The 25,251-nt window shown below is 47.4% G+C and carries 23 protein-coding genes; 5 read left to right on the top strand and 18 right to left on the bottom strand.

Features of this window, described 5'->3' with window-relative positions:
* The 15 genes from PAE68_RS04115 to PAE68_RS04045 form a co-directional block, all read right to left on the bottom strand.
* Positions 1-1,158, bottom strand: coding sequence for a nucleotidyltransferase domain-containing protein (locus PAE68_RS04115; RefSeq protein WP_281884351.1), 1,158 nt, complete (start codon positions 1,156-1,158; stop codon positions 1-3).
* Between the two features lie 49 nt (positions 1,159-1,207).
* Positions 1,208-3,967 carry a carbohydrate binding domain-containing protein gene (locus PAE68_RS04110; RefSeq protein ID WP_281884349.1) on the bottom strand — a complete coding sequence of 920 codons (2,760 nt, stop codon included), beginning with the start codon at positions 3,965-3,967 and terminating at the stop codon, positions 1,208-1,210.
* A 62-nt stretch (positions 3,968-4,029) separates the two neighbouring features.
* Entirely contained in the window at positions 4,030-4,509 is a 480-nt protein-coding gene (gene pssE / locus PAE68_RS04105; protein ID WP_281884347.1) for a PssE/Cps14G family polysaccharide biosynthesis glycosyltransferase, read from the bottom strand.
* The gene (pssD, locus tag PAE68_RS04100) at positions 4,506-4,964 is read right to left on the bottom strand and encodes a PssD/Cps14F family polysaccharide biosynthesis glycosyltransferase (protein ID WP_281884345.1); all 459 of its coding nucleotides are present in this window, start codon (positions 4,962-4,964) and stop codon (positions 4,506-4,508) included. The genes pssE and pssD overlap by 4 nt, the downstream gene beginning before the upstream one ends.
* Positions 4,965-4,989: 25 nt before the next feature.
* Positions 4,990-6,060 (bottom strand): glycosyltransferase family 4 protein, encoded by a 1,071-nt coding sequence (locus PAE68_RS04095; protein ID WP_281884342.1) that lies wholly within the window; start codon positions 6,058-6,060, stop codon positions 4,990-4,992.
* A 22-nt stretch (positions 6,061-6,082) separates the two neighbouring features.
* Entirely contained in the window at positions 6,083-7,522 is a 1,440-nt protein-coding gene (locus tag PAE68_RS04090; RefSeq protein WP_281884339.1) for a lipopolysaccharide biosynthesis protein, read from the bottom strand.
* 29 nt (positions 7,523-7,551) lie between these two features.
* Positions 7,552-8,559 (bottom strand): glycosyltransferase family 2 protein, encoded by a 1,008-nt coding sequence (locus PAE68_RS04085; protein WP_281884337.1) that lies wholly within the window; start codon positions 8,557-8,559, stop codon positions 7,552-7,554.
* 15 nt (positions 8,560-8,574) lie between these two features.
* Positions 8,575-9,879, bottom strand: coding sequence for a UDP-glucose dehydrogenase family protein (locus tag PAE68_RS04080; RefSeq protein ID WP_281884335.1), 1,305 nt, complete (start codon positions 9,877-9,879; stop codon positions 8,575-8,577).
* A gap of 12 nt (positions 9,880-9,891) precedes the next feature.
* Complete coding sequence (locus tag PAE68_RS04075; protein WP_281884333.1) at positions 9,892-10,728, bottom strand: beta-1,6-N-acetylglucosaminyltransferase; 837 nt, start codon at positions 10,726-10,728, stop codon at positions 9,892-9,894.
* Between the two features lie 23 nt (positions 10,729-10,751).
* Positions 10,752-11,792, bottom strand: a complete 1,041-nt coding sequence (locus tag PAE68_RS04070) for a glycosyltransferase (protein WP_281884331.1) — start codon at positions 11,790-11,792, stop codon at positions 10,752-10,754.
* Positions 11,793-11,806: 14 nt separating this feature from the next.
* On the bottom strand, positions 11,807-13,096 hold the full coding sequence (locus tag PAE68_RS04065; protein ID WP_281884329.1) for an O-antigen ligase family protein: 1,290 nt from the start codon (positions 13,094-13,096) through the stop codon (positions 11,807-11,809).
* Between the two features lie 51 nt (positions 13,097-13,147).
* Positions 13,148-13,873 (bottom strand): CpsD/CapB family tyrosine-protein kinase, encoded by a 726-nt coding sequence (locus tag PAE68_RS04060; protein ID WP_281884327.1) that lies wholly within the window; start codon positions 13,871-13,873, stop codon positions 13,148-13,150.
* Positions 13,874-13,887: 14 nt separating this feature from the next.
* The gene (locus tag PAE68_RS04055; protein ID WP_281884325.1) at positions 13,888-14,562 is read right to left on the bottom strand and encodes a YveK family protein; all 675 of its coding nucleotides are present in this window, start codon (positions 14,560-14,562) and stop codon (positions 13,888-13,890) included.
* Positions 14,563-14,583: 21 nt separating this feature from the next.
* The gene (locus PAE68_RS04050) at positions 14,584-16,287 is read right to left on the bottom strand and encodes an efflux RND transporter periplasmic adaptor subunit (RefSeq protein WP_281884323.1); all 1,704 of its coding nucleotides are present in this window, start codon (positions 16,285-16,287) and stop codon (positions 14,584-14,586) included.
* 111 nt (positions 16,288-16,398) lie between these two features.
* Positions 16,399-17,796 carry a sugar transferase gene (locus PAE68_RS04045; RefSeq protein WP_281884320.1) on the bottom strand — a complete coding sequence of 466 codons (1,398 nt, stop codon included), beginning with the start codon at positions 17,794-17,796 and terminating at the stop codon, positions 16,399-16,401.
* Between the two features lie 444 nt (positions 17,797-18,240).
* Between PAE68_RS04045 and PAE68_RS04040 the strand changes: the two genes are divergently transcribed.
* The 5 genes from PAE68_RS04040 (at position 18,241) to PAE68_RS04020 (ending at position 21,649) form a co-directional block, all read left to right on the top strand.
* Positions 18,241-18,378, top strand: a complete 138-nt coding sequence (locus PAE68_RS04040; RefSeq protein WP_281884318.1) for a hypothetical protein — start codon at positions 18,241-18,243, stop codon at positions 18,376-18,378.
* A gap of 73 nt (positions 18,379-18,451) precedes the next feature.
* Entirely contained in the window at positions 18,452-18,586 is a 135-nt protein-coding gene (locus PAE68_RS04035) for a hypothetical protein (RefSeq protein ID WP_281884316.1), read from the top strand.
* Positions 18,587-18,680: 94 nt separating this feature from the next.
* Positions 18,681-18,965, top strand: coding sequence for a lasso peptide biosynthesis PqqD family chaperone (locus PAE68_RS04030; RefSeq protein ID WP_281884314.1), 285 nt, complete (start codon positions 18,681-18,683; stop codon positions 18,963-18,965).
* Between the two features lie 36 nt (positions 18,966-19,001).
* Positions 19,002-19,889, top strand: a complete 888-nt coding sequence (gene galU, locus PAE68_RS04025) for a UTP--glucose-1-phosphate uridylyltransferase GalU (protein WP_281884312.1) — start codon at positions 19,002-19,004, stop codon at positions 19,887-19,889.
* Between the two features lie 23 nt (positions 19,890-19,912).
* On the top strand, positions 19,913-21,649 hold the full coding sequence (locus tag PAE68_RS04020; RefSeq protein ID WP_281884310.1) for an ABC transporter ATP-binding protein: 1,737 nt from the start codon (positions 19,913-19,915) through the stop codon (positions 21,647-21,649).
* Positions 21,650-21,725: 76 nt separating this feature from the next.
* On the opposite strand, the gene PAE68_RS04015 is transcribed toward PAE68_RS04020, so the two are convergent.
* The 3 genes from PAE68_RS04015 to PAE68_RS04005 form a co-directional block, all read right to left on the bottom strand.
* A complete protein-coding gene (locus tag PAE68_RS04015; RefSeq protein WP_281884308.1) occupies positions 21,726-22,649 on the bottom strand; it encodes a phosphoenolpyruvate carboxykinase (ATP) in 924 nt (307 codons plus the stop codon).
* A 4-nt stretch (positions 22,650-22,653) separates the two neighbouring features.
* Positions 22,654-24,567, bottom strand: coding sequence for an asparagine synthase-related protein (locus tag PAE68_RS04010; protein ID WP_281884306.1), 1,914 nt, complete (start codon positions 24,565-24,567; stop codon positions 22,654-22,656).
* A 62-nt stretch (positions 24,568-24,629) separates the two neighbouring features.
* Complete coding sequence (locus PAE68_RS04005; protein ID WP_281884304.1) at positions 24,630-25,151, bottom strand: lasso peptide biosynthesis B2 protein; 522 nt, start codon at positions 25,149-25,151, stop codon at positions 24,630-24,632.
* Positions 25,152-25,251: the final 100 nt, after the last annotated feature.

Raw genomic sequence — 25,251 nt, 5'->3', positions numbered from 1 at the left:
TCATCTAACCAACCGACTGCCATTCAGCCCATACTGACGAATCACCGCAATTTTCTTATTCGCGGCTCTTACATTCCTTCGCCCGTTCTGCCACATACAAGGGAGCTTCAGTCCATGTGTCTTGTACTGAACCTTGGCAATGAGAAGCCACATCTGTAGCTGGTTGGTTGCATACGTCGGCTTGACGGCATTCATGACACGGAGCCAGCTGTCGGTGTCACCTTCTTCAATCTCGCACGAATAGTGCTCTAGCAAGTCCTCCATGAAGCCAACTGCCACTTCCTCGCTCACATGCTCGATGAAAGAATGCGGTACCTTCGTATGGAAGTAGTGCCCACACACCCTCCATAACAAACACGCGAACGGGTAGAAGCCTAGACGCTTCAGCATGAGTGCCATGTACGCCCAGTCCAATTCATCTTCATACCGACTGGCAATCAAGGCCATCTCGAACAGGTGCCGCAGCTTCGTCCCATAGTACACAAAATGCGCCGCGAAGTGTGTAATCTGGTGAATGAGCTCATCCTCTATGGACATCCCCTCAAACTGTAGCTGCTCTAAGCCGTACCTCTGCTTTCGTCTCCAAACCTCTGCATACCAGCCTTCCTTATCCCGGTCTCCAAGATGGTCCGTATGAATCAGATTCCGATGCAGCTCAACCGTAATCGCATTCGTCTTCTGGAACTCAATATGAAGAACGTTATAATCATCTGGCTCTGTCTGTGTGTAACCGTGAGCCTTCAGTAGCTCCATGGACTTGTGCCAATGCTCAGGCTGTACATAGAGATCCACATCACTCATCATTCGATATTCCGGCTTCGGGTATAGCCGACCAATGGCGATACCCTTAAGCACCATGACCGGTATTCCCGCCTCCTGAAAACGATAAAGCAGCTCCTGAATCTGCTTCATGTACAGCTTGTTGCGAAGTGCCGCATTCAAGAAGCGCTCCTTCATCGTACTCCATCCTTGCTGGTCCGCAAGCTGATCACGATGCTGCTGATGCAGAATCGGAAATATAACCGCCCCGATCCCTTGAACAATGGCACAGTTTAGTATGGATTGTGCTTGCGAAGCGTGTGACGCTTCAGATTGCTCGGTTGTTGGGCCCAGCAGATGAAGCAGGTGGTTCAATACGATGCGCTGGTCGTGATTCATGAGACAGCCTCCATTAGAGCTGAGCTTTGAGGGTATAGGTGACTTGATGTCAACTGCTTAATTTAACAATGTGAAGGTACGGCGAGCTTAGACGTTCGATTTCAATGACAATTGTTTGATTCAACCTATCCATCTTAACGGGCAGTGTCAGCTCGCGAGTCCCTGCCGTATTAAGCTGACGAACCTCTACCTGGTCCGTATCTGCCAGCTTAAGACTTATCGTTACCTTGCCTGTTAATTGCTGCATGCGGGTAGGACCTTGTCCCCAATGGAACAGACCTGTTGACGCTTCCTGCTCTTGCTCAGAATTCGACTGTCTAGATATCAAGGTTAACAGCATGCTTCTTGAATCTTGAATACGACGGTCATCCAAAGGCTGAAGTGCTACAGAACCGAACGGATATTGTGCAGGTGACAATCGAACCTCCATATTAGAGGTACGCAATGTTCTTCCCGTCATAAAGCCGGTTATAGACTGACTCTTAGGCGTATTAATGAGGAACGTTTCATTGCCCTCTACGGAAGCATCCCATATTAACTCGTCCGTATCGCTCCGATGAACACTCTCCTGCGACAAGGCCTCGTCTGTCTCCTCATCTATGAGATCTGATGACATCGACGTGCGCTCAGCGCCAAAAGCTTTTGAAATCATATGCTTGTAAAGCAACGCAGTAGGCAGCTCGTCTTTAATGTTGTACGTTGGAGTATCACTGTTTACGCCAGTGCTCGCAAACACTTCATTATTGTTATACTGCACCGTAACGCTATGCTCAGCCGGCCTCACGTATCCCTTGAGAAAGGACAGAGCATAGGTTGGCATTTGTGCAAGCTTAGAAGGATTGCCGATAATATCAAACCAATATCCGATCCGTTCTGCATTGTTCTCATAAGTGTTCGTCTCGGAATAATTAAAGATAAACAAACCATCCCAATCTTGAAGCTGGGCATAAGCGGAGATCAAAGGTGCGGCCTCAAACTCATACTCATTCGGAAAAGGAAGCTGCCATTCTCCTACGACAAAAGGCATTCCTTCCACCCGGTTCAAGGCTAAATATTCGACCCAGCGACTAAACCATCTCCGGTCCTTCATATTCCCAGCCTTAGCTATGATCGAATCGTTCGTAATCGAGAACTGCTCCGTTGACCATTTATGTTCTGCGCTAAACTTGGGGTGGTCCCAGTAAACATGCGCATCCATAAAGTCACCTACGGTTCGAGCCATGATCTCTGCGTTCATCGTATAATTATTGCTTGTCGATATAGGTACTTGTAATCCGACCTCTTCACGTAGGTATTCCTTCATCTCAGTGAAATACGAATGAACGATCGAATAATAGAACTCCGTCGTATCGGCAAAGCGTTGAGGGGAATAATGAAAGCGACCCTCCCAGGCGATTCGCTTCAAGTTGGCTTTAGCTAGCGACTCACCAGCTAATAGACCCGGCAGTTGAATCTCCTTCAACTGGATATGATCAAACTCGAAGTCTCCCCAGCACCAGCCGCAATAGAAGCTTAACGAGGCATTGGGATCAGCAGTTGAATCCTCCAACGCTACGAACGTAGTGGAATACGCCGTCCAAGCTTGAGATTCTGTAAATTTAAAGTTTTTATCCAAGCCGTAGTGCTTATCCAAATGGTGACTTCCGTCAAAACGAACCTTCAATGTACCCTTCCCAGGCTCTGATGTCTTCACATAAAAGTCCAATTGGTAGGTGTGGCCCTTCTTCAGCTTAACACCGTGCTGTTTTAAGCTGAGCGCCGAATAAGCCCCTCCCGCTGTTGGCTGTGGCTGAATTTTGGCAAACTTCAAATGGGTACTACCGTGTGGGGAAGATCCACTATCCAACTTGGCGGTTGTCGTTAACGTCTCATCAGTCGTTATCGTCCAGCCTTGAGAGATGTCATTCGCAAAGCTACCGTTCTTAATTAGGTTCTGAGTATTGGCGGAACCCGACCATGCCGCTTGAAGCTTCGCTTGTGTACCGTATTTATTGAGGATAAACGAATTGAACTTAGCATCAAGCTGTTCCAAATAATAGCTGGGCACCATATACTCTGCGTTCGAGCTCGCATCCAAGGCCCCATCCTTCCAAGGCTTGAAGAAGTAATCCTCGTTCAGCATACCCACCAGCGCAAGCGCTGGATCATCCTTATAGGCTAGCTTAGTATACGGATTCACATGTCCGAACAACGCATCCGCAAAGCCTTTCTCCAGCTCCATAATCCGATCATCGAAATATCCAACGGTCTTGGCCATCCCTCTAGGCAGTTGATCATAGTCTACGACCTGGTCCCCGGCTTTGTATCTTCGAGAAGTCTGGACGTCCATTACGACGTAGATCCCTTTAGCCTTTAATACATAGATTAAATAATCGAGCTTATCAAGTGCCGCGGCATCGAGGCTCTGAGAGTGATTTTGTGCTCGATCTATAATCGTGGCGCCTTTACTGTCATTATCAATGTTGTGAATACGTATCGCATTAAACCCAAGAGTCGCCAGCTTATCAGCTAATATGTCCGCATCGCGATGTGACGGAAAGTTCGCACCTCGCCCCAGATTCGCCCCCCAGAACTTCACACGGGTCCCATTCTGAAAGTAAAAATGTCCATCCTTCACTTGAACGAAGCCATGCTTACCAGCAGGTGCATCCAGCACAAGCTTACCGACATCTAATGGCGTTCCTTTCGTTGTAGAGTGCCACGGTGTATGGGCTGCATAATCGTTCCCTTGAGCTGTCACCTGCTCTGCTACCGGCCATGTCGAACATGCGAAGAGGAAAACGAAGACGGATATCCATTTTCGAAGCATTCGTTTGCCTCCTTTAAATTACCAGTTAAATTTTTAGCACTGGAAGTTATCACCTCTTCATTCTATATCTCTTTAATAAAATCATCAATGATCTGAATAATTGTCTCATTACCACTTACAAACGTGTTAAACTCCATTGAATGGATCTTTTGCAAAGCTTGTTCTAACTCCGCAACTTCGTTTAATCCAATAATAAGATTTTGCTTCGAAAACAGCTCAATGATTTCAGTTTGGTGATCATCCACATGCTCATTATGCTTTTTGAGACGAGGCACTGCAATTATTTTCTTCCCCTTCTTCAGAGCGCTAACGATTGTACCCGTTCCGCCATGAGTAATGAGAATGCTGCATTGATCGAGTAATTCATCAAACTGATTAAAGTCGGTAAATTTCTGTGTCCGATAATGCTTAGCCTCATACTGGGAGTAGCCAACTTGAGCAAAGACATCCTCCTGAATAAATCCCCTATCAATTAATCGATCAATCTCTTCTAATAATCTATTAAAGGGGAAGTCTTGTGTCCCTAAACTAACCAGTATCAATAGATGCTCCCCCCATAAATAGCTTTAGGATAAAACTTCTTCATGCCTTCCCATTGCACAATAAATAAATCCGCAATTTTGTATACGAATCTACCCGTCAAGGTCGGACTATGCATCTTCGCAAAGCTTTCAATATAAATCAATTTAATCCCCATGATCTTGCTTAAAAAGCATGTAGGCACAGAGCTTAATGCTCCTGTACAAATAACAACATCCGGCTTTTCTTTCGTCAATATGTTTAAGGTTTTAATAAAATTAATGATAAAAAGAAGAACAAAGTTCCATTTTTTTCGGTTTATCAAATGTAATAAGTAGCCTTGCTCCTTCTTCAACAATTCTCTAGTCATTAAAGTATCTTCTGTAATAAAGAAATACTCGTAGTTTTTATAAAGCTTCTCCATTTGTCTGATTTGTGTGAGATGACCACCAACCGAGCAAGCCAGTGCTATTTTCATTACTCCATACACCCTTCCATAAATGTTATCTCGCATCAACCATTGAAATGTACAGCTGATTAAGTTGCTTAACAACCGCCTTTAACTCGTGTTTATCTACGATTTCTCTACTTTGTTTACCGAACTCATCTCGAAGCTCAGAATCCGTTATAAGTTGCAATATAGCTGATGTTATGTCGGAAATTGCCCCTGGTTCAACAAGAATACCATTTTGTTCAGGACGAACAATTTCGGGGATGCCACCAACATTAGTGCTAATGATAGGCAAAGAATAGGCCATAGCTTCAAGAATAGAAATGGGAAGCCCTTCAGCATAGGAAGGCAATATATAAATATCAGCTACACGTAAAAAATACTTTTTCTTCTCACCATCAATCCACCCGCGCACCGTGCAGCAATCTTCTAGCCCTAACTCCTGCACTCTTGATTTCAGCTTCTCAATCTCGTTGTTCCCACACACATGAAGTTGCAATTGATTGCGATATGGTTGTGGTACACTAGCAAGCGCCTGCACCAAATCATATATTCCTTTTCGTGGCCCGATCTCACCCAGAAACAACAAGTTTACTTTATCGGAATAATCCTTGGGCTTTAGCAAGTCTTGCTCATCAGGGATTTCAATTGGATTAGGAAGCACATGTACAGATGGATTGTTACTAAATCGATGAACTAGCATTTTCATTTGCTCAGAAAGGACAACGACTGCATCCGCACGATCAAGCGTTTTTCTTACGATCCACTTCGTAAAGGAATTTTTTCTCTGGAATGCCTCAAAGCTTGACCCATGAATATGAAAAATAACTTTCTTTCCCCACCACTTACTGAAATACGTATACAATGTTTTGCGATAAAAGCTTCCGTTTGCAGCAGAGTGCATATGTACAATTTGATATGGAATTACCTTAATTAAGAACACCAGAAGCTTCATAATCGAATAAAAAGGCCTAATAACTGGGGGCACTTGGTCTGTATATGAAGCAAATCGAGTTACTTTCACATTGGACTTACAAAGTGGAAGACCCTGTAGCAGGGAATTCATGACAGAATTTATTCCGCCCTTTACACGTTTTGAATTACCGACCATCAATACCTTCATACGTCACCTGCCTATCACATGGTTAGCCTTTTGATTCACCTTTACTTCTACTTCGTTTGAATTTTTTGTATTTTTGTAGGACCTTTTGATATAATGCCGCTAGTAATTCCTTATTTATGATGAAACTAATGAGAAGTGCTGATGAAAGTAAAAGAACATCTATCCAGATCCGGTTCTGATAATGCCCCCACATAAAAAAGATTATCATTATACCTAAAAAGAACATCAACTTATAATCCAAACGAATTGTAAAATATGTTCTGGTATGAAATACACGGAAGATCCACAGAAAAATTAGAGCCACACAATTTGAGATACCTGCAGCATGTAATCCAATACTTGGTATGAGCAGTAATACTAATGAAACATTAACAATAGATGCTGCCATTACCGTAATAAAGGCCCCCATCGTTTTTTTGGAGCCTAAGTAGCCTGTGCTATAGAAATTTGAAAATGAGCCGAACACAGTACCTAATAACAGTGGAGGAATGTACACCCATGCATCATGATAGGACTGTTCAACCGTAACGATCATTAAATATTTTAGAGTTGGAAGAGCCAACAGAAAGATAGATATCTGAAGTCGCATAAACAGGTTAAACATTTTAGTATAATATTCATTTTTGTCCTCTGCATTGTATTCCTGTATCGAGCTTTCGGTCCAAGCCAGATTGAACACTCCATTAATCATGGTAAGGAGATTAGGGAATCTCGAAGCAACGAAAAACACACCATTTGCTGCTGCGCCAATGAACAATGCAATGATAATCCGATTGACCCCTGACATCAGCCACCAGCTGATTTCTCCTGGTAATAAAGGTAAGGAATATGTAAGCAGCTTTTTCAAGACACTTCTCTCTATATAATGAAGCATCAACCTCTTGAAGACTCTTACTCTCCATTCGATATAAATAAAAACAGTAAGATATGCAAAAATATAAGAGAAAATCAAGGCTTCCAAGCCTAACTGAAAAAAAAGGATCAATATCATACAGCTAAAAAATATGGCGATCGTTAGAATGACACCTGAAACCGCAAACACCATATTTTTGTGTAGTGCTCTTGCTATCTGCTGCCAAATTGTACCTAACGCCATAATTATGATCAAACCTAATATGTACACACCACTATCATCACGGTAAAAGAAAAGGCTGATCATATAGGGAACAATGGATAATCCTATTCCTGTAAAAACGATAAATACACCATTCGATATCACCTTATTGATCGCATTCTGCTCCGACTCATCAACCGCAAAACGAAAAATGGATGCATGACTGCATAACGTTAAAATCGGAACCGCTATTAAAGCAACATTATAAATAATATCAAACAACCCAAGGTCAGATTGGCTAATATAAAACGTATAGACCGGCAACATAAAGAAGGCTAAAATTTTCGAGGTAATATTGCCGATTATGTATATTAACGTATTCTTAACAAGTTTACTTTCTCTGCTCATTGCATTCACCCTTCACTGCAGGCCTAGCCTTAACCCAGCTTTCCCATAATGAATGTCCACTTGTCATTGCTAATGACGCTACGGATTTCACTTGGCTTCAGCTTCTTGATCCAAGAGATAGACTTACTTAACATCTGATAAGGCTTACTTCTATAAAATCTGATACGCACCATGAAGATCAGCAGCTTTTCCTTGCGTACAAGACGCCGATACGGCTCCATCGCTGTTACGACCTCATCAATATGTGCACTTACTCTTGACACGATGGCCGACTCTAGCATCACGCTGTAATGATTGCGATAAAATTGCTTCTTCTCGCTCTCGCTGAGTTGATGAATAACCGTCTCGAACGTTGCGATGAACTTATCCTTTACCGCCTTCAGCTTCAGATAGTCCGGTACGTTGACGTTTCCATTGGTCGCCTTGACAATCAGCAGTTCGTCCAGATGGATCATCTGGAACTTCCCAAGCACCCGAATCATGAACTCCAGATCTTGGTTCCGAATAAAGCTCTCATCGAAGCCCCCAATTTCATCCAGAACTCGCTTTGTAAGAAAAATATTGCTGCCTGTTCCGATGGCCATCTCATTCAACAGAATGTCCTTCTGAGTGATCGGCTTGCGTGCATGTATAATACTTCGTATACGTTCACTATTCGTCTTAATGACCCCACAATAAACTGCATCGTAAGCTGAATTAGCTAGAAGTCGATCGACACTCTTCTCGATCCGATCAGGAAACAGGAAATCGTCGTCATCAAGAAAGCTGATATACTCTCCTTTTGCCTGAGCAATACCCGTATTTCTAGCGGCAGATCCATTTTTATTGTGCTCATGCTTTAAGTAATGAATATTGGGAAGACGATAGTTCTCCATCACCTTCATCGTTTCCATTCTCGGTTGGGAAGACGGGTCATTGTCATCTACCACGATAATTTCAATGCTCATATAGGTTTGATCCAATACACTATCAATCGCTCTAGCCAGCTTACCGGCACCTTTGTAGGTAGGGATGATGACACTGACAAGCTTATTCATCGTCGGTACCCCTTCCTATTTTCCGATACTTTCATATGTAATGCTTTCATTCGACTTACGTGCATAACAGTTGCGACCATCTAGCACAATCGGCGTTCTCATTAACGAACCGAACCGTTCAAATTCAAAGCTCTTAATCTCATCCCATTCCGTAAAAATGAAGCAAATGTCCGCATCCTGCAGCGTCTGCTCAACCGACTCACAATATTCAATTCGATTCGCGTATTCGGCCGCGCTATGCTCCATCACCCTCTTGAAGTTCGGGACTCCTACAGGATCGAACGCCTTCACCTTAGCTCCATCTTCGAGCAAAATCGGTATATTCACAAGCGACGGCGCCTCTCTCAGATCATCGGTACCTGGCTTAAAGGTTAATCCTAGAACCGCAACTGTCAATCCCTCGAAGCTGTCGTAATATTTTCTCGACTTTTTGATCAGCTTCAGCTTTTGCTGTTCATTCACTTCAATAGCTGCTTTTATCGTTTTCAGCTCGTAATCGTTCATACTAGCTAGCCAGTGCAGTGCTTTCGTATCCTTCGGGAAACAGCTCCCGCCATAACCGATACCCGCATTAAGAAATTTGTTGCCAATTCGTGAATCAAGTCCCATTCCTTGAGCTACATCATCCACATTCGCCCCTACAATTTCGCACAGGTTCGCAATTTCGTTAATATATGAAATTTTGAGAGCCAGGAAATCGTTCGACGCATACTTGATCATCTCAGCGCTTCTGCGGTCAGTAACCAGAATCGGAGCATCGTAGCCGCTGTATATTTCCCGCATCATACTTTCGGCGGCTGTATGCTCCACTCCAATAATAATTCGACTAGGATGAAGTGTATCGCGAACAGCTGTACCTTGCGCAAGAAATTCAGGGTTCGATACGACATGAATCGCAATGTCAGCTACTTTACAATCATTCATGATTTTCTCAACCTTATCATTCGTTCCAACGGGTACAGTTGACTTCAGTACGACGACACAATCATTCACGAGTGACTCAGCGATTTGTCTGGCTACCTTATAGACATAAGTAAGGTTCGCGGACCCATCTGATTTCTCAGGCGTTCCTACACCGATGAAGATTGCTTGCGCATTTACATAGGCATTCCGGTAATCTGTCGTATACGTTAGACGGTCCTTGTTTTTGGCCATCATTTCTTCTAAATCTTTTTCATATATAGGTGAAATACCTGAGCTCAGCAAGCTCACCTTGTTCTCATCCACATCCACACATACCACTTCATGTCCCTTATCCGCCATGCATACAGCAGTAACGAGACCGACATATCCTGTTCCAGCAACAGCAATTCTCATCATAAGCTTCCTCTCTTACGCTTTAATATTCTCGAAGGCTGCGAAGGCTATATCCATACGTTCGAACGTCCCCACATCTTTTATTTTTCTGCAAAATAGTGCATTTGACTGCGCTATGGCGCTGTAATTCGATTCGTTCAGGTAGCTCGGATTGCGATTGTTATTTTCAAAATAAATATATCTTAAATTATGATTAGATACTGATTCCCGCAAAGGTGAATTCATCAATATCGTTTGAAAGATGAGTTCATCCGGGATCGAGCTATATTGAAAATAACGATAGTACGTATCCCAGTTGTTCAAGCAGTACTGTGCTGCCTCGCGATTCATGTTCATCCATTGACTACCGCCGTAAGGTGCAAAGGACTGGTGTAGATTGCGAGATAAACCTATCATCTTCTGAAGCTTAACGCTCGCTCTGGATAAAAAAGACGATGGAGAATTCAACCAATAATAGTATCGCAAACGCTTCATGCCCCCCATATGCCAATCCATCCGAGGTAGCATGGCATATTCTACGTAATTCCTTGAAGGGTCAATATATAAGTCGTAATGATCGGGACGTACCAACGGATAATCTTCTCCGCTTATAAAGAGCAGGTAATTACAAGTGGTCGAGTTCACTACATATTGCATTAAGCGATGCATGGCTACTATCATCGAGCGCCCGCCCCAGTACACCTTCACCCGATTCGGTATGAACAAGGCATTGGAGATATGGGAATACTCATCTATACGACACTTAGCATCCAGATGAATAAAGACTTCAACATTGGGTTGTGCAATCTTGTTAACAATTCGTTCAACCAACTCAGGTTTGGTGTGCGCTAGCATGCATACGGCATATTTCATACATCTCCCCGTCCCTAACTACCTTATACACGTTTTCGAAAAATCGAAACGAGGAACAAGATCAAGCTTAAGCGATACTTCATTCCGTACGTCATTAACTGCAGCTTGATGTTAAGCTTGGCAATGGGGTATTGGTTCAAAGTATCGACTAATAACGGCTCTCCCGTTATTCGTCTAATATTCTTTAACCTCTGGAACACGCTTGCGCCTACATGATCCCTAGCTTCCTTCACAATGCATACACGAGCTCTTCCGATATAGGTGCGCCGCAATCGCTGAATCGCAAGGTCATACAGACCGAGTTCCTTCAGCTTGTGTGTCAGATGCTCGAACAACATACATTCCTTCTCAAAACGATCTGGCTTGAACGATTGTGTTAGGGACTGCACATTCAGCCAATAGTAGTACATGGGAACCGGAACCGCACTGGCTCGTTTAACTTTCGTAAATACATCCAAGTTAAAAACAATGTCCTCGGATATGTATTGTCTCTCAGAGACGAACCTAACTCCATACTCCTGCAGCAGCTTCCTCTTGTATATGTTCAGCGTAACTCCCATCTGCATACTTATATCATTGTTCGCATCAGCGGTTGCTCCAACCATTGGAATGAGCACTTCATCGATCAACTGCTCAGCATCATAACTAGCTCTTCCTAAAGGCGATAATCGCTTACTGATTTGTCCATCTTCTGTAATCTTAAGAAAGCCTCCGGATAAGGAAGCCTCTGCATCATGCTCAATGGCAGCTTGATAGAGATGCTCATACATATTCAGTTCTACCCAGTCGTCTGAATCCACAAAGCCAACATACTCTCCTGTAGCAGCTTCCAACCCGGCATTACGGGCACTAGACAGACCACCGTTCAACTTATGAACTACCTTAATACGCGAATCCATCTCCGCATACTGATCCGCAAGCTGACCGCTCTGATCCGTGGAACCATCGTTCACCATAATAATTTCAATATTCCGCAGAGTTTGATTCATGAGAGACTCCGCACAGCGGGACAAATACTTCTCGACGTTATATACGGGTACAATTACCGATACCGCTGGGACCATCTTGTCAGCTCCTATTACATAGATTCCCGATAGGAATGAGAACCGGTTCGAATTAGGGTGGCATTAGAGCCTGAACGTTCATGCTCCTTAGTCCTCAAGCATAGAACCGTAAACATGATCAACATGAACATTAGCTGGTAGGAATAAAAGATTTGCTGATATAAAAATGTAATCAAAATAATAAAAGAAGTGTGCACGGCAATGATCTTCTCTAGAGACATCTTACGAACGGCAACGACCTTCATGAAAACAACAAGAAGCAGCAGCACAGCAAAGCTTGCACCTATGATGCCTGTGTCAATAAGACTGAGTACGACCTGTTGTCTCGTCCCACCTAGCTTCACACCGCTATTATTAGTAGCGAATATGTAGCCGGCTAAGCCAGAGGTTGCCCCTCCATACGAAGCGCCTAGACCGTATCCGAAATACGGACTATCTTCAATAAGATCGAAGGCCATCAGTAGCTTAGTCAATCGCCCTGCATCCTTCCCCCATCCTTCGCCGTCCTCGAGCATATATTCCTTAAGCCCCTCGTAAGAGAACATTTCGTCGAAGCCCTTCTTATAACCGGTAGCATCAAACATCATCGAGTAACCGGTGAAAAACAAGGCCAAGAAAATCCCTACGACAAGCATATACTTCAACTTAAATTTTTTACTCATGATCAGCGATAGGACAATCAATACAGGAAGCAAAAACAGCGTAATCTTAGATTCATTAAGAGCAGTCGGAACCAAATACAAAAAGTACAGTCCGAGTACCCGTTGACCTCCAACCAATCTTCTCGTAAATTCCGAGAAAAAGACGATCATGAGGAACAGTGACATGGTCCCGCTCTGACGCTCTCCCATAATACCCGTAATGAAATCACCAGAGGATTGAAATATAAACCACTGTACAATGGAAACAGGAATACACACGATAGCGACTACGTTAAGAATGGGCCATACGTACTTAAAGTCTTCACGCTTCGTAAACGGGATTAAAATTACGAGTAGTAATAAATATTTGAACTCTCTAAACTGCAAGATCACGACACCAATACCGCTGTAATAATATCCTAGAACGGCATAGCCAAGCAGGAAAAACAGCAGGAGCATAACCGTCTTCGGAATATGAATGATATCATTGTTTCTTTTCAGCGTATAAGCGGAGTAAAGAAACATTAAAAAATACGCGCCATCCTCAATCAATTTCAATAAGGAAACCCCTGTGACTTGAGTGGACATAGGGGTTAAAAAAACGATGAGCGTCAAAATACTTATAGGAATCCCGATGCTCCTGTTATTAAAAGCGTTGTGCATAGCCAAGTCCTCATTCCTGACAAAATCAACCTGCTGCGCATTATTCCATTTCTATTTACTTGCACCCGAAAGGGAACGACTCTTCCTCACAAACTTCCCACTATCCCTAAAATAATCATATGCCCCGAAATGCTTCCGATACTCGTTCTTCTTCACCTTATTCAGTACCACACCGAGAATGTTGGCATTGACCTTCTCCAGCTGCTCCTTTGCCGGCTTGATCGAATCGATCGAGGTTCGGCCAATTTCCACAACAAGTAACGTAGCGTCGACCTTGGATGCGACCAGGGAGGCATCGACGACTGTCGACAATGCTGGTGTATCGAATATAACGAAGTCGTACTGCTCTCGTGTGATATGCATCATCTCTTCGAAGTGCGCCGTGCATAGAAGACCGATCGGATTGTGTCCGCTGACTCCACTATATATATAGGTAAGGTTAGGAATATTCGTCTTGCACAGCACTTCCTCCAGCTGCGACTGCCCTGTCAAATAATCGGATAACCCTAGCAGGGAGTCGTCGCCCAGACGCTTACCCGCACTTGGCTTACGCATGTCTCCGTCTACGAGCAGCACCTTCCAGCCGGAGCCTGCCATCGTAATAGCGAGACTGATCGCGATGGACGTCTTGCCTGCCTTCGGCTTGCAGCTCGTCATAGCTAGCGTCTTGTACCGTCGCTCATTGCCACTGAGGTGAATGTTAGCCGTCAGCATCGCATAAGCGTCTTGTACGGCCTGGCTTTCCTGGTTATATACGTTGAACGTCTTACTCTGCATACGCACGATTCTCCTCAACTAATATTGTGTTCCGGTATAATTCCCATCACCTTCAGATCAGTGCCTCGTTCAATATCAGCAGCCGAGTAGATCGTATTGTCGAACAAGGCGCGTACGTAGATCAGACCAACTGCGATGATCGCTCCAGCCATCACCCCGACGACCAGCAACACAGAGCGCTTCGAAGGCAACGGACGCTCGGGCACGAGGGCTTGATCAAGCGTTCCGATCGAATTCTGTCCCATCAGCTTCGAGATTTCACTCGTAAACGAACGGCTCACCGCATTCGCAATGCGCGCAGCCTGCTCTGGCTCCGGCCACGTGACGATAATGGAGACGACGTTCGATTCCTTCATGAGATGAACCGACGTTGCGCTTGCGATCGCACCAACTGTAAGCTCCGGATCGTTCAGCTCGGCCAGTGCTGGCTCCAGCACCTTGCGAGTCTGAATAATGTTACCGAAGTCGCTGATCAGCTGACGGCTAAGCGCAATATCGGACAGATTGATCGAGTTGCCAGACAGCACGGAGCTGCTTCTGTTCAAGATATATAATGTCGTACTCGTCTGATACATCGGCTTGGTCATGAACAGACTGACATATGTAGCGAGGCTTCCTCCGACGATGGCACACAGCACGATCAGCCAGCTTTTCTTCATAATCGCGTTCAATAGACGCTGCAAGTCCATTCTATATTCTCTCCTTGAGCTTTATCTTCGAATCACCTTGTCACCTTGGCTTAAGCCAGCGACAACCTCGACATGTGTATCAGTCTCAATGCCCCGTTCAACCTCAACGGTTACCGTCTCTTCATTCTTCAGCACGTCGACCAGAATCTTACCATTCTCTACGCGCACATCCGTCTTCGATACGAGCAGCACATCGTCCTTCGTCACGCTAAGCTGCACCTGAATAATCTCTCCGAACTTCAGCTCCGGCGAGTCCTTCTTGAACTTAACCGTGATCGTCCCGAGGCCGTTCGCGCCTGTATCATTGCTGCCTGCATCCAGTGAATCTCCCGGCTGTGGTGTGTACAGTTCGACTTCATACTTCACCGTGCCAACCGTTACGGTACCTGTCCTGAAATCCTTCATATACTTCGCGTCCTTCGCCGTCATCTGGAACACCAGACTGTTCGGGTCGGCCACACGCGCAAGCAGCTGACCGCTCGATACGATATCGGTTACCGACTTGTTATCGAGATACGACACAATACCGTCAGCAGGCGAGTACAGCTTACTGTTGGACAAGTTCTGCTGCAGCTGTCCTAGCGTCAGCTCAGCTGTCTGTTGATCCAGCTCGGCTTGTCGCTTGGTGCCTGCCAGCGTGCGCTTAGTCGTCTCCAGCTGTAGCTTCAACTGCTCGAGCCTTGCTTGCTTCAGCTGAATATCTTGCTGCAGGCTGCCCACCCGCTCGACATTCGTACGCCCAATATCGACTAGAGACAACTGCGCTGAATCGATCGACTTCTGGATGCTCTCGACTTGAGCGAAGCTTTCATTCGACTGCTTCTGAGCGTTCAACGCCAGCTCCAGATCCAGCTCAGCTGTCAGTCTGTTCTTCTCCAGATTGCTGATGCTCAGCTTATGCTGCTGCAGCTTCAGCTTCGAATCCTTAATTAATCTTGCGTTGCTTTCCGGAATGTAGAACCTAGAGCCCTCGTACACCTGCAGCACCAGCTGATGATTCTCGATCTCGACAATCCGCTTGTCGCATTCCTGATTGCACCAGACGCCGACGAGCTTATCATGATTCAGCTGCTCTGCTTCCATATTCGCCTTCGCTGCCTTGATATCGTTGTCGATCTGAGTGAGTCGGATGTTCAGCTTATCGATCGTCGCCTGTTGCTGCTCCTTCGACTGCTCCTTCGACCGCTTCGTCTCATTCATCTGAATCTGGAATTGCTCGATGGCTAACTGCGCCTTCTGGATAGCAGCTTCATTCTTCTCAGGCTGCAGCGTCTGCTGCTCCTTCAGGAAGACAAGCTCCAGCTCTGCCAGCTCAATACTCTTCTTCAGCTCCTCCAGCTGAGAAGGATCGTCCAGTTGCTCCAGTCGCAGCTTCCCCTTCTCCACGACGAGCTGTTGCAGCGCAATACGGCTCTCGATCTCCGTCGGCAATATCTCAGCGAAGAAGTCACCCTTCTTCACCTGATCATTCACATTATAGTTAAGCTGGGACAACGGCCCTGACACGTTCGTAAAGTACATGCTTACCGTTCTCGATGGCACGATCTGTCCGTTAGCAAGCAATGTCGCCGATACGCTGCCCTTCTCCACGACCTTGAACTCCTTCACGACCTTCGGAGCTGTCTTCTTCGCATCGGCTTGCTTCTCTGTTGCAGCAGGCGCCGCTTCGAGATCGAATACGGAGCAAGAGCTGAGCAGCATGGAGCTCCCGATCACGCTAATCACCAGACACGATATTCTCATCGGCTCTATCAATGAGCTACTAGGCTTGCGCCTACTTTTGCGTGCATCTTCGTTTCTTTTTAAGAACATGACTAGCTTCCTTCCTTTCCGCAATTACATCGCACCGCTGCGAGGTGTGAGCACGCTTTTGACAGTCTTCAATATAATCTTAACATCCAGCCATAACGACCACTGATCAATGTAGCTCGTATCTAAGCGAACTACCTCTTCGAAGTCGGTAATGTCGCTTCGGCCGTTCACCTGCCACATCCCGGTTAGTCCCGGCTTAAAGCTGAGTCGTCTGCGGTGGTACGTCTCGTACCTGCTTACTTCATCCAGCGTAGGTGGACGTGTACCGACAAGACTCATCTCCCCGCGCAGCACATTCAAGAACTGTGGGAATTCATCAAGACTGGTCTTCCGTAAAAACTTACCTACTCTCGTAATACGTGGGTCATCCTTCATCTTGAACATGAAGCCGCCATTCACCTGGTTCTGAGCCATGAGCTTCTGCTTCCGTTCCTCGGCGTCGATATACATCGAACGGAACTTGTAGATCTTGAACGTTCGTCCGTTCAGGCCAACCCGATTCTGCGTAAATACGGCCGGCCCCTTCGATTCAAGCATAATCGCTGGAACGATCACCATACACAGAAGTGCGGTAAGGAACAAGCCGACAATCGCACCGATTACGTCTATGATGCGCTTGAGCATTAAGTTAAACCTGTTGATTGTCACGGAGTGAAAGGTCAGCATCGGGAATGTGCCAATGCTCGACTGGTGTATCTTGGAGAAGCGCAGATTATATAGATCGAGGATCATACGCACCGTAATTCCCATTTCTTCACATTGCAGGATGTACGGCTCAATCCGATTGACATACGTTCGCGGAAGCGCGAATATCACTTCGTCAACTACGTTGTTCTTAAGCAAGTCTTCGAGCTCGGACAAGTAACCAAGGTGATAGTTTTTCTTAAGCTTCTTATCGGGATAGATCTGAATGTGACCGAGTATATGAATCTTCACGTTCGTCTTCGCAATATAGGCGCGGAAGCGCTTGGCCAGCTGTGGAGTACCTACGATAACGACCTTGGTGCCACTCTTCGCATTGAGCTTCATCACGAGGAAGATATACACAAAGCGTGCGGTCAAGAGCAAGAAGGAGGCAAGTCCTACGTATGTACCGATGAGCATCCGGCTCACATACGTTTCCTTGATGAAGAAGATAAGTGATGTAAGGATCAGACAAGAGATTAGCGATGCGAACAACGTGCTGCGTACAAGACGATCCGGATACGTGAAGGTGGTGCTGTTATACATGCGCTGCACATTCATCGTGAACACCCAGGTCGGCACGAACACAATCAGAATCCACACATAACGGTCGAAGTCGTATAAGAATGTGAAGCTCTGCGTCACTCCGTAAGCAGCGACAAACGAAGCTACCAGCACCCCTACATCGATGAACAGCTGCCACAGGTTAGCAAACGCTAGTAAATTTGATCTATGCATGCTTGTTTCCCCTCTTCCATATTTCAACAATCACACTAAGTATGCTACTACAACTTTAGCGATAATAATAATAAAATATGCTTAATAATTGGGCCCGTCAACCGTGCATAAAGTCATGCATGAGGTCACGAAAGCCTTGTAGAATCAAGCTTTCCGGCGTTGTAAGCGCATTCTACTGTTCCTACCACTTTACTAAAACTTTAGACTTTTCCTAACAAATACGTGATACTGTTAAGATAGTTCAAAGTACCTAGAAAATTTTCCCTTTTGTTTTGTAAAAACCACGTAAAACAATTATCCTTAAATTTTTTTATTTTTAGTCTTTTAGCCTCATGCCATCTTGCGTTTCAATTCTTTTTGCGATAGCATTACTCTCGTTACGAGACAGTATGAGCCATTAGAACCGTTAATTGGCTCTCTAAGCCGTACCAGGAGGTGTACAGTATGAGCAAAAAAGCATGGGTTACTCCAGAGCTCAACGAGCTGAGCGTTCTTGACACAGCACACGGTCACCCAATCAGCAAGCATGTTGACGCAACTCGTTCCGATGGCAAAGGGCATGTCTTCTTCTCCTTCTCCTAATTCCTCCAAACTGCTTGACACCCTACACGTTGGAGAACGAGTCTCTATTTTTACAACCAAGGAGGTGAATACAATGACTAAAAAAGTATGGGAAGCTCCGGAAATTAAAGACCTCGAGCTGGCTAAAACGGAATACGGTTCATCCATCACGCCTAACATCGATGCTTCGTACGTAGATGGGGATTCGACGTATTACTCGTTCTCGTAAGATTCAATAAAAAAAGGAATCCCAAATTTCATAGTAAATTTGAGATTTCTTTTTTTATTGACAAAATGAAAATCTAGATGGGATGGGAACGAGTATGGAAAAAACGATTGAGCTACACAGCCTAATTGCCCGCAACGGTGAAGTCCTCACCTCCGACCTCGACGGTGAAATCGGTATGTTCCACGTTGAAACCGGTAAATATTATACGCTCGGCCGTGTTAGCGCTGACATCTGGCAGCTGCTGGAGCAGCCGTTGACGCTGGAGCAGCTCGTCGAGAAGCTTATGGAGCAGTACGAGGTCGATCAGGCTACCTGCGCGGAGCAGACGATCGCCTTCTTATTGCAGCTGAACAAAATTAACCTTGTCTCTATCCAATAAGAACACGAATCTATATCATAAGGAGACTGGAGCCAAATGAAAAAAGTTAAAAAAGCAATTATTCCAGCCGCCGGCCTCGGAACACGCTTCCTGCCTGCTACGAAGGCGATGCCGAAGGAAATGCTGCCGATCATAAACAAACCGACCATTCAATATATTGTGGAAGAGGCCATCGAAGCTGGCATTGAAGATATTATTATCGTGACAGGCAAGGGCAAGCGCGCGATCGAGGATCACTTCGATAACTCCTTCGAGCTCGAAGAACGACTGCTCGAATCCGGCAAGCTGAAGCTGTTGGAGGAGGTTCTGCGCTCCGCCAACGTTGATATCCACTACATTCGCCAGAAGGAGCCGAAGGGTCTCGGTCACGCGGTATGGTGCGCAAGACGCTTCATCGGCAATGAGCCGTTCGGCGTACTGCTTGGCGACGATATCGTGACCGGTCCGGTGCCTTGCTTGCGCCAGTTGATTAATGAGTACGAGACGACAGAGCGCTCTGTCATTGGTGTTCAGCAGGTTGCCGATGAGGAGACGAACCGATACGGCATCATCGATCCATCCGAGCAGAATGGCAGACTGTACAAGGTGAAGCAGTTCGTGGAGAAGCCTGCTCTCGGTACAGCGCCATCGAATCTTGCAATTATGGGTCGTTACGTATTTACGCCGCAAATCTTCGATTATCTAGAGAGGCAAGAGATCGGTGCAGGCGGTGAGATTCAGCTGACCGATGCGATCCAGAAGCTGAATGAAGCGGAGTCCGTCTTCGCTTATAACTTCGAGGGCACTCGCTATGATGTCGGCGAGCGTCTAGGCTACATTCTGACTACACTTGACTTTGCACTGAAGACGAATGATTTGCGCGCCCCTCTCCTTCAGGCTATGGCTGCCTACCTGGAGAAGGAAGCGTCCATCTCGTTGAAGTAGTGCGGCTGTTGGAGGTATGACCCTTGCAGCACTTGCAACGATTGTCTAATTGGCACGTCTATCGCTGGCTGCTGCGACGCATCGGTCACAACTGGAAGGCGCTGCTGCTACTAACTACGATACAAGTCATATTGGCTGTGAGCCATGTCGCAACCGCAGCCGTCACGAAGCAGATGATCGACTTATCTGTCGCTCAAAGCTTCAAGGCCGCCATGCTCTATGTGCTCATTTTCGCCATCCTTCTCATTATGCAGCTTAGTCTGGGGGCGTATTTATCGTATAAGGGCGGTATGCTGAAGGAAACGATGACCCACGAGCTGCAGAAGTCGTTCATGGAACGGCTATATCGCATCGAATGGTTCACGCTGAACAAGTATCACAACGGGGACATCCAGACTCGGCTAACGAGCGATGTAACGAATGTCGTGGACGGATGGGTCAGCACGCTCCCGATGATCATTTCGCTTGCTGTACAGCTGGTGACCGCATTCCTAACCCTGTGGTATTACGATCCTTCGCTCGCTCTCTATGCCTTCTTCCTTGGACCCGTATCCATTGCGCTCAGCTGGTTCATCGGTCGTAGACTGAAGAAGATGCAGCACCAGATCCAGAAGGCGGAGAGCGGCTATCGCTCGGTACTGCTGGAGAATGTGCGTCACTTGATGACGGTGAAGACGTTCGAGTATGAGCGTTATAGCATGCAGCAGGTGAAGGAAGCGCAGAGGCTTAAGCTATTCTGGGTCGCCAAGCGCAACCTGTTCAACATGACAACGAATCTTATCATCGGGATCGGCTACCGAATCGGCTTCTTCCTCGCCTTCGTCTTCGGCGCCTTCAAGCTGTCGACAGGCACAACCACATTCGGTACGTTCACCGCATTCCTGCAGCTCGTCGGGCAAATTCAAGGTCCGATGGAAGGTCTCGCACGCTCGCTTCCGCATGTCATCACGACGATCACATCGGCTGAACGTCTCATCGAGTTCGAGCAGCTGGAGCTTGAGGCCGAGAAGAGCGGCAATTCGTTCAGCGGCATCGATCAACTCCCTGCACTCACATTCGAGCGTGTAAGCTACGCCTATGATGAACAGAAGCCGATACTGACAGACATCGACCTGACCGTGAAGCCTGGGGAGACGATCGCCATCATTGGCAGCTCCGGTGAAGGCAAGACGACCTTGCTCCGCTTAATGCTCGCACTGCTGGCTCCGAAGTCGGGACAGATGGCCATTGTGGAGGCCAATGGGAACAAGACGCCGATCACCTCGGACACACGAAGCTGCTTCTCCTATGTCCCCCAAGGCAACACGCTATTCTCCGGCACCATTGCGGACAATATTCGTATTGGCCATCCTAGTGCTACGGAGGAGCAGATCGTTGTAGCTGCACGCAGCGCCTGCGCTTGGGACTTCATCGAGAAGCTGCCAGACGGTCTTCAGACCGTCGTTGGTGAGAGTGGTGCCGGCTTATCCGAGGGACAAGCGCAGCGAATCGCCATCGCACGCGCATTAGTGCGTGAGGCCCCCATCTTATTGCTCGACGAAGCGACCTCTGCGCTTGACCTGGATACGGAGTGGGACGTGCTGCACAGCATTAAGCGTATGTCTCCACATAAGACGTGCATTGCCATTACTCACCGCATGTCGGTAATCGATATCTGTGATCGTATATTCCGTATTCAAGACGGCCTCCTTATGGAGCTTGCGAAGGACGATGTACGCATCGGCCGGGAGCATGAATCGAATACATCGACAGCGATATGATAGGCATCCCTACACATAAGCAGAGGCTGACTGAAGCAGATGAACATCTGCGTCGGTCAGCCTCATTGCCGTTTAACTATGACTCGAACTGCTCCATGACACGGTTGATCGCTGCCATCTGCTGGTCCACCGTAAACCCTGTGCGCGGACGCTTCAGCCTGAACACACGTATGCCAGTCGAGATGCTCGCACACTTCTTGAAGTGCTCGGCCTGAATACCGAGCGCCTCGACCATCTCGAAGCGGAACGTATGATGCATAATGAGAGCCAGCTTAGGCGCCCCTGCAACCTCCTCGAGCTCCACCTCATCCTTATCATGGACAGACAGCTCGAACAGCGCACGCAGTCTCCTGCTCTCCGTGATGAACGGCCCGGTCATCGGCACATGGTACTTATCCCGTATGCCGGGGATGCGCTCCAGCGTCTCAATACCGCCGAATATTCGGATAGCTGTGTCCCGCCACAGCTTCTGCTTCGGGAACGCCGGTTGAATCCAAGCACTTGTACCTGTAACCTCCAGTGCTGCGATGTCATCTGCAAGGAAGGAGCAGCCCCGCTTATTGAAGGAGGCGGTCAGCGTCGATTTCCCTGCGCCAGAATGACCCGTGATGATGAATTCCCGGCCTTCAAGTGACAGGGCGCTACCGTGAATCGGGATGAGCCCTCTCTGCAGCAGAAGAGCTCCCGCACATGTGCCGAGAACGTACAGCGCCAGCACAGCCGGGTCTATGTCTCCATGCGGCTCCACGAGAATCTCCGACCCCGATCGGATGAGAAAGCTGCCAATCCCCTTCACACGGAAGGCGAATACACCTGTACCGTCAGCATAGTACGCATTCTCCAGCTCCGGTCCAGGGAATGACACAGGCACTGTGCCAAGCTGAATGACAGCGTCAGCGTTCTGTACCCCTTCGACTTGAATTAATCCATCCAGCTGGAGATCGGATTGCAGCTGCAATCCGAATGCCTTGTATTGATACTTCATAGGCTCTATCGTCATGTTGCTACACCTCTCGCTCTGCATTCCGGGCGAAGCCTCGGAGAAATCGATGGACGATGATCGTGATCAGCGACATGCGCAGTACATCTTCGTCAAGCTCGCTAATGGTGCCCTCGAGCTGCTTGCGTACGCCCCTCATTTTATCAACATCAACATACTGAGCAAGATCCTGATTAGCAAGCGCCTCGTCCATCTCCTGTCTCAGGCGTTCTTGATGTAACTCGAGCCTATACTTCCAATCGGCGCTCTGCACGCCCCTTGTTGAGATGTTAGCTCGGATTGGCTCAGGCAGAATCCCCTTCATCGCCCGGCGAAGCAAATACCTCTCGTTACCCATGCTAACGAATTGCTCGGAAGGAATATTTAAGCAGAACTCGACCACGCGCCGGTCGCGGGATGGGTCACGAAGCGTAATGTTATTAGCGATGGACAGCTTCGTCTCTACTGCTCCGATGTGCGCAAGCGGCATCATGCCTGCCCGCATCACACGATCCTCCTCATAATCAAGGAACTTACCCGTCAGCACATTAGCCTCGATCGCATCGAGCCTGCGTCCGATGTCCCATCGTTCTATAAGCTTAGGGTGGACAATGACATGGCGATATCGATCGAATACCGGATTGCGCCTCCGGTCTCGCCAACGTCGTAGACGATAGGGCGTGACCACTCTGGCCGCCAGCTTCAGCACTTTGCGAACAGGCACCTTCAAGAGACGGCTGAGCGCGATACATTCCTGCATGCAGCTGATGTACCTTCCTTGACGGAACAATGTCAGCAGGTGCACTCTGAAGTCTCCGTAAGAGATCGTACTGTTGCCTACCTGACCGGTCAGCATGATGCTGCAATTGCGCTTGGATGCCATGTCCAGTATCGAGTGATACCACGTCATGTTCTGATACACCTTATACGGCTGCTCGAACACGTCGACCAGCGTCTCGATGTCCGACAGGGCAGATTTCTCCTCGAAGCTGCAATAGCTCACCTCAATGTTCGGATAGGCCGCAACAATCGCCTCCACCTCAGCCCGCTCGTTGAAAATATACCGTCGATCCTCCCCATCCTTGAAGCCGTTGACCGGAACGGAGCAGAATGCCGACAGCTTGCGGCCTGTCCCCTCCAGCTGCGACGCAGCGACACATGCGATCGAGCCCGAATCCATACCTCCGCTCAGCAGAATGCCCGTCTCCTGGACACTTCTCAGTCTGCACGCCACTGCCTCAGCGAATATGCGGTTGAACGCCTCCACATACGCCTCGTCCGACTCATATCGGATCGGCTTGCTGGATTGCAGCGGGTCCCAGTGCTGCTGACGACGAAACGATTGACCATCCCATACGCCGTAGCTGGCAGGAGGGAGCTGGTATATCCCTTCATACACCGTCTCTTCGAAATCTATCTCATGCTGTATGCCATCGATCGCCAAAAAATCAGCTAGCCACTTCTCATGCAACCGGGGCTCATCGCCAAGCACCCCTAGCAGCGGCTTCTCCAGTGTGCAGAATGCGAAGCTATGCGAATTCACGCTGTAATAAAGCGTTCTCGAGCCAAGCGCGTCTCTAGCTACATACAGCTCACGCTTCATTTTATCCCAGATTGCAAAGGCATAATCGCCAAGCACATGCTTCGGACAATCGTAGCCCCAGCGCTCAAAGGCTCGCAGAAGCAGCTCGCTGTCCGTAACAACAGGCCATTCAGCCAACGCAATGTCAAACGCTCGCAGTAGCTCCTCACGGTTATCTACGATGGCATCAGCCGTTATAACATATCTGTCATTGCGGCACGTGCGGGGCAATCGCTCATGCTGCGACTCCGGCGTATGCCGGGATAAACCGCAGCCGAGATAGACCGCAGCTTCCACCACCCCTTGAACGTCGGCGAATGGATAGTGCCGTAGCTGCTCCAGCATGCGTGAGCCCAAGAGCTTAAGCTTCCCGTCATCCTCCGACGCTTGATATATTCCGCATATCGCTCCCAATGTTGCTACCTCCGATCTATGATGACAGCAGTCTCTCTATGCAGCAGGCTGGCAAACTGGGCCACCTTCACGAAGTTGTCCGCCTCGCTTGCACCCGTTAATATGTGCTCCCCGCATCTTAGCCAAGCATGGGCGATGAGCTTCTCGGACTGATCCTTAGCCATACCCAGATACAGTGTGCTCGGTGTACGGACGAGTCTCAACAGAAGCTGTGCGGTAATTGCTCGAACGAGGCACTTGCTTTCCCAAGGGGTGAAGCGACTCGTTGTCTCCACAATCCAACCAATTCGCGCTGCACGCGCGAGCATCGGCTTCGGCACCTCTAGCGAGGTGCTGCCGTTCTTACGCCCCAAGCAGGGGGCCATATATTTGAAGGGAATGACCAGAATGCACAAGCGCACTAGCCCCATGAGCACATACGATATGAGCACCAGCGCCTTGGCCTTCCATGGCAGCCTCGAAGCCCGTTCAATTCGACGACTCCACCGACGAGCGAACGACATTCCCTGATCGAGCATCTTCATCATGACCAGGTCTCTCCTTCACGGACAGTTCTAAATCCCCATAAAATATACCATAGCCGTTTAAGGATGAATATGTGCTTTTGTTAAATAATTTATAAAAAAA

Origin of the sequence: Paenibacillus sp. YYML68 (assembly GCF_027923405.1) — a bacterium.
Lineage (GTDB): Bacteria > Bacillota > Bacilli > Paenibacillales > NBRC-103111 > Paenibacillus_G.
Note: the sequence above shows the minus strand (reverse complement) of the source record. Positions and strands in the feature narration are given on the sequence as shown.

What these genes read in the sequence shown, in the direction of transcription:
- PAE68_RS04115 (WP_281884351.1), bottom strand. Translation starts at nt 1,158, where the DNA reads ATGAATCACGACCAGCGCATCGTATTGAACCACCTGCTTCATCTGCTG.
- PAE68_RS04110 (WP_281884349.1), bottom strand. Translation starts at nt 3,967, where the DNA reads ATGCTTCGAAAATGGATATCCGTCTTCGTTTTCCTCTTCGCATGTTCG.
- pssD (WP_281884345.1), bottom strand. Translation starts at nt 4,964, where the DNA reads ATGAAAATAGCACTGGCTTGCTCGGTTGGTGGTCATCTCACACAAATC.
- PAE68_RS04095 (WP_281884342.1), bottom strand. Translation starts at nt 6,060, where the DNA reads ATGAAGGTATTGATGGTCGGTAATTCAAAACGTGTAAAGGGCGGAATA.
- PAE68_RS04090 (WP_281884339.1), bottom strand. Translation starts at nt 7,522, where the DNA reads ATGAGCAGAGAAAGTAAACTTGTTAAGAATACGTTAATATACATAATC.
- PAE68_RS04085 (WP_281884337.1), bottom strand. Translation starts at nt 8,559, where the DNA reads ATGAATAAGCTTGTCAGTGTCATCATCCCTACCTACAAAGGTGCCGGT.
- PAE68_RS04080 (WP_281884335.1), bottom strand. Translation starts at nt 9,879, where the DNA reads ATGATGAGAATTGCTGTTGCTGGAACAGGATATGTCGGTCTCGTTACT.
- PAE68_RS04075 (WP_281884333.1), bottom strand. Translation starts at nt 10,728, where the DNA reads ATGAAATATGCCGTATGCATGCTAGCGCACACCAAACCTGAGTTGGTT.
- PAE68_RS04070 (WP_281884331.1), bottom strand. Translation starts at nt 11,792, where the DNA reads ATGGTCCCAGCGGTATCGGTAATTGTACCCGTATATAACGTCGAGAAG.
- PAE68_RS04065 (WP_281884329.1), bottom strand. Translation starts at nt 13,096, where the DNA reads ATGCACAACGCTTTTAATAACAGGAGCATCGGGATTCCTATAAGTATT.
- PAE68_RS04060 (WP_281884327.1), bottom strand. Translation starts at nt 13,873, where the DNA reads ATGCAGAGTAAGACGTTCAACGTATATAACCAGGAAAGCCAGGCCGTA.
- PAE68_RS04055 (WP_281884325.1), bottom strand. Translation starts at nt 14,562, where the DNA reads ATGGACTTGCAGCGTCTATTGAACGCGATTATGAAGAAAAGCTGGCTG.
- PAE68_RS04045 (WP_281884320.1), bottom strand. Translation starts at nt 17,796, where the DNA reads ATGCATAGATCAAATTTACTAGCGTTTGCTAACCTGTGGCAGCTGTTC.
- PAE68_RS04040 (WP_281884318.1), top strand. Translation starts at nt 18,241, where the DNA reads ATGAGCAAAAAAGCATGGGTTACTCCAGAGCTCAACGAGCTGAGCGTT.
- PAE68_RS04035 (WP_281884316.1), top strand. Translation starts at nt 18,452, where the DNA reads ATGACTAAAAAAGTATGGGAAGCTCCGGAAATTAAAGACCTCGAGCTG.
- PAE68_RS04030 (WP_281884314.1), top strand. Translation starts at nt 18,681, where the DNA reads ATGGAAAAAACGATTGAGCTACACAGCCTAATTGCCCGCAACGGTGAA.
- galU (WP_281884312.1), top strand. Translation starts at nt 19,002, where the DNA reads ATGAAAAAAGTTAAAAAAGCAATTATTCCAGCCGCCGGCCTCGGAACA.
- PAE68_RS04015 (WP_281884308.1), bottom strand. Translation starts at nt 22,649, where the DNA reads ATGACGATAGAGCCTATGAAGTATCAATACAAGGCATTCGGATTGCAG.
- PAE68_RS04005 (WP_281884304.1), bottom strand. Translation starts at nt 25,151, where the DNA reads ATGATGAAGATGCTCGATCAGGGAATGTCGTTCGCTCGTCGGTGGAGT.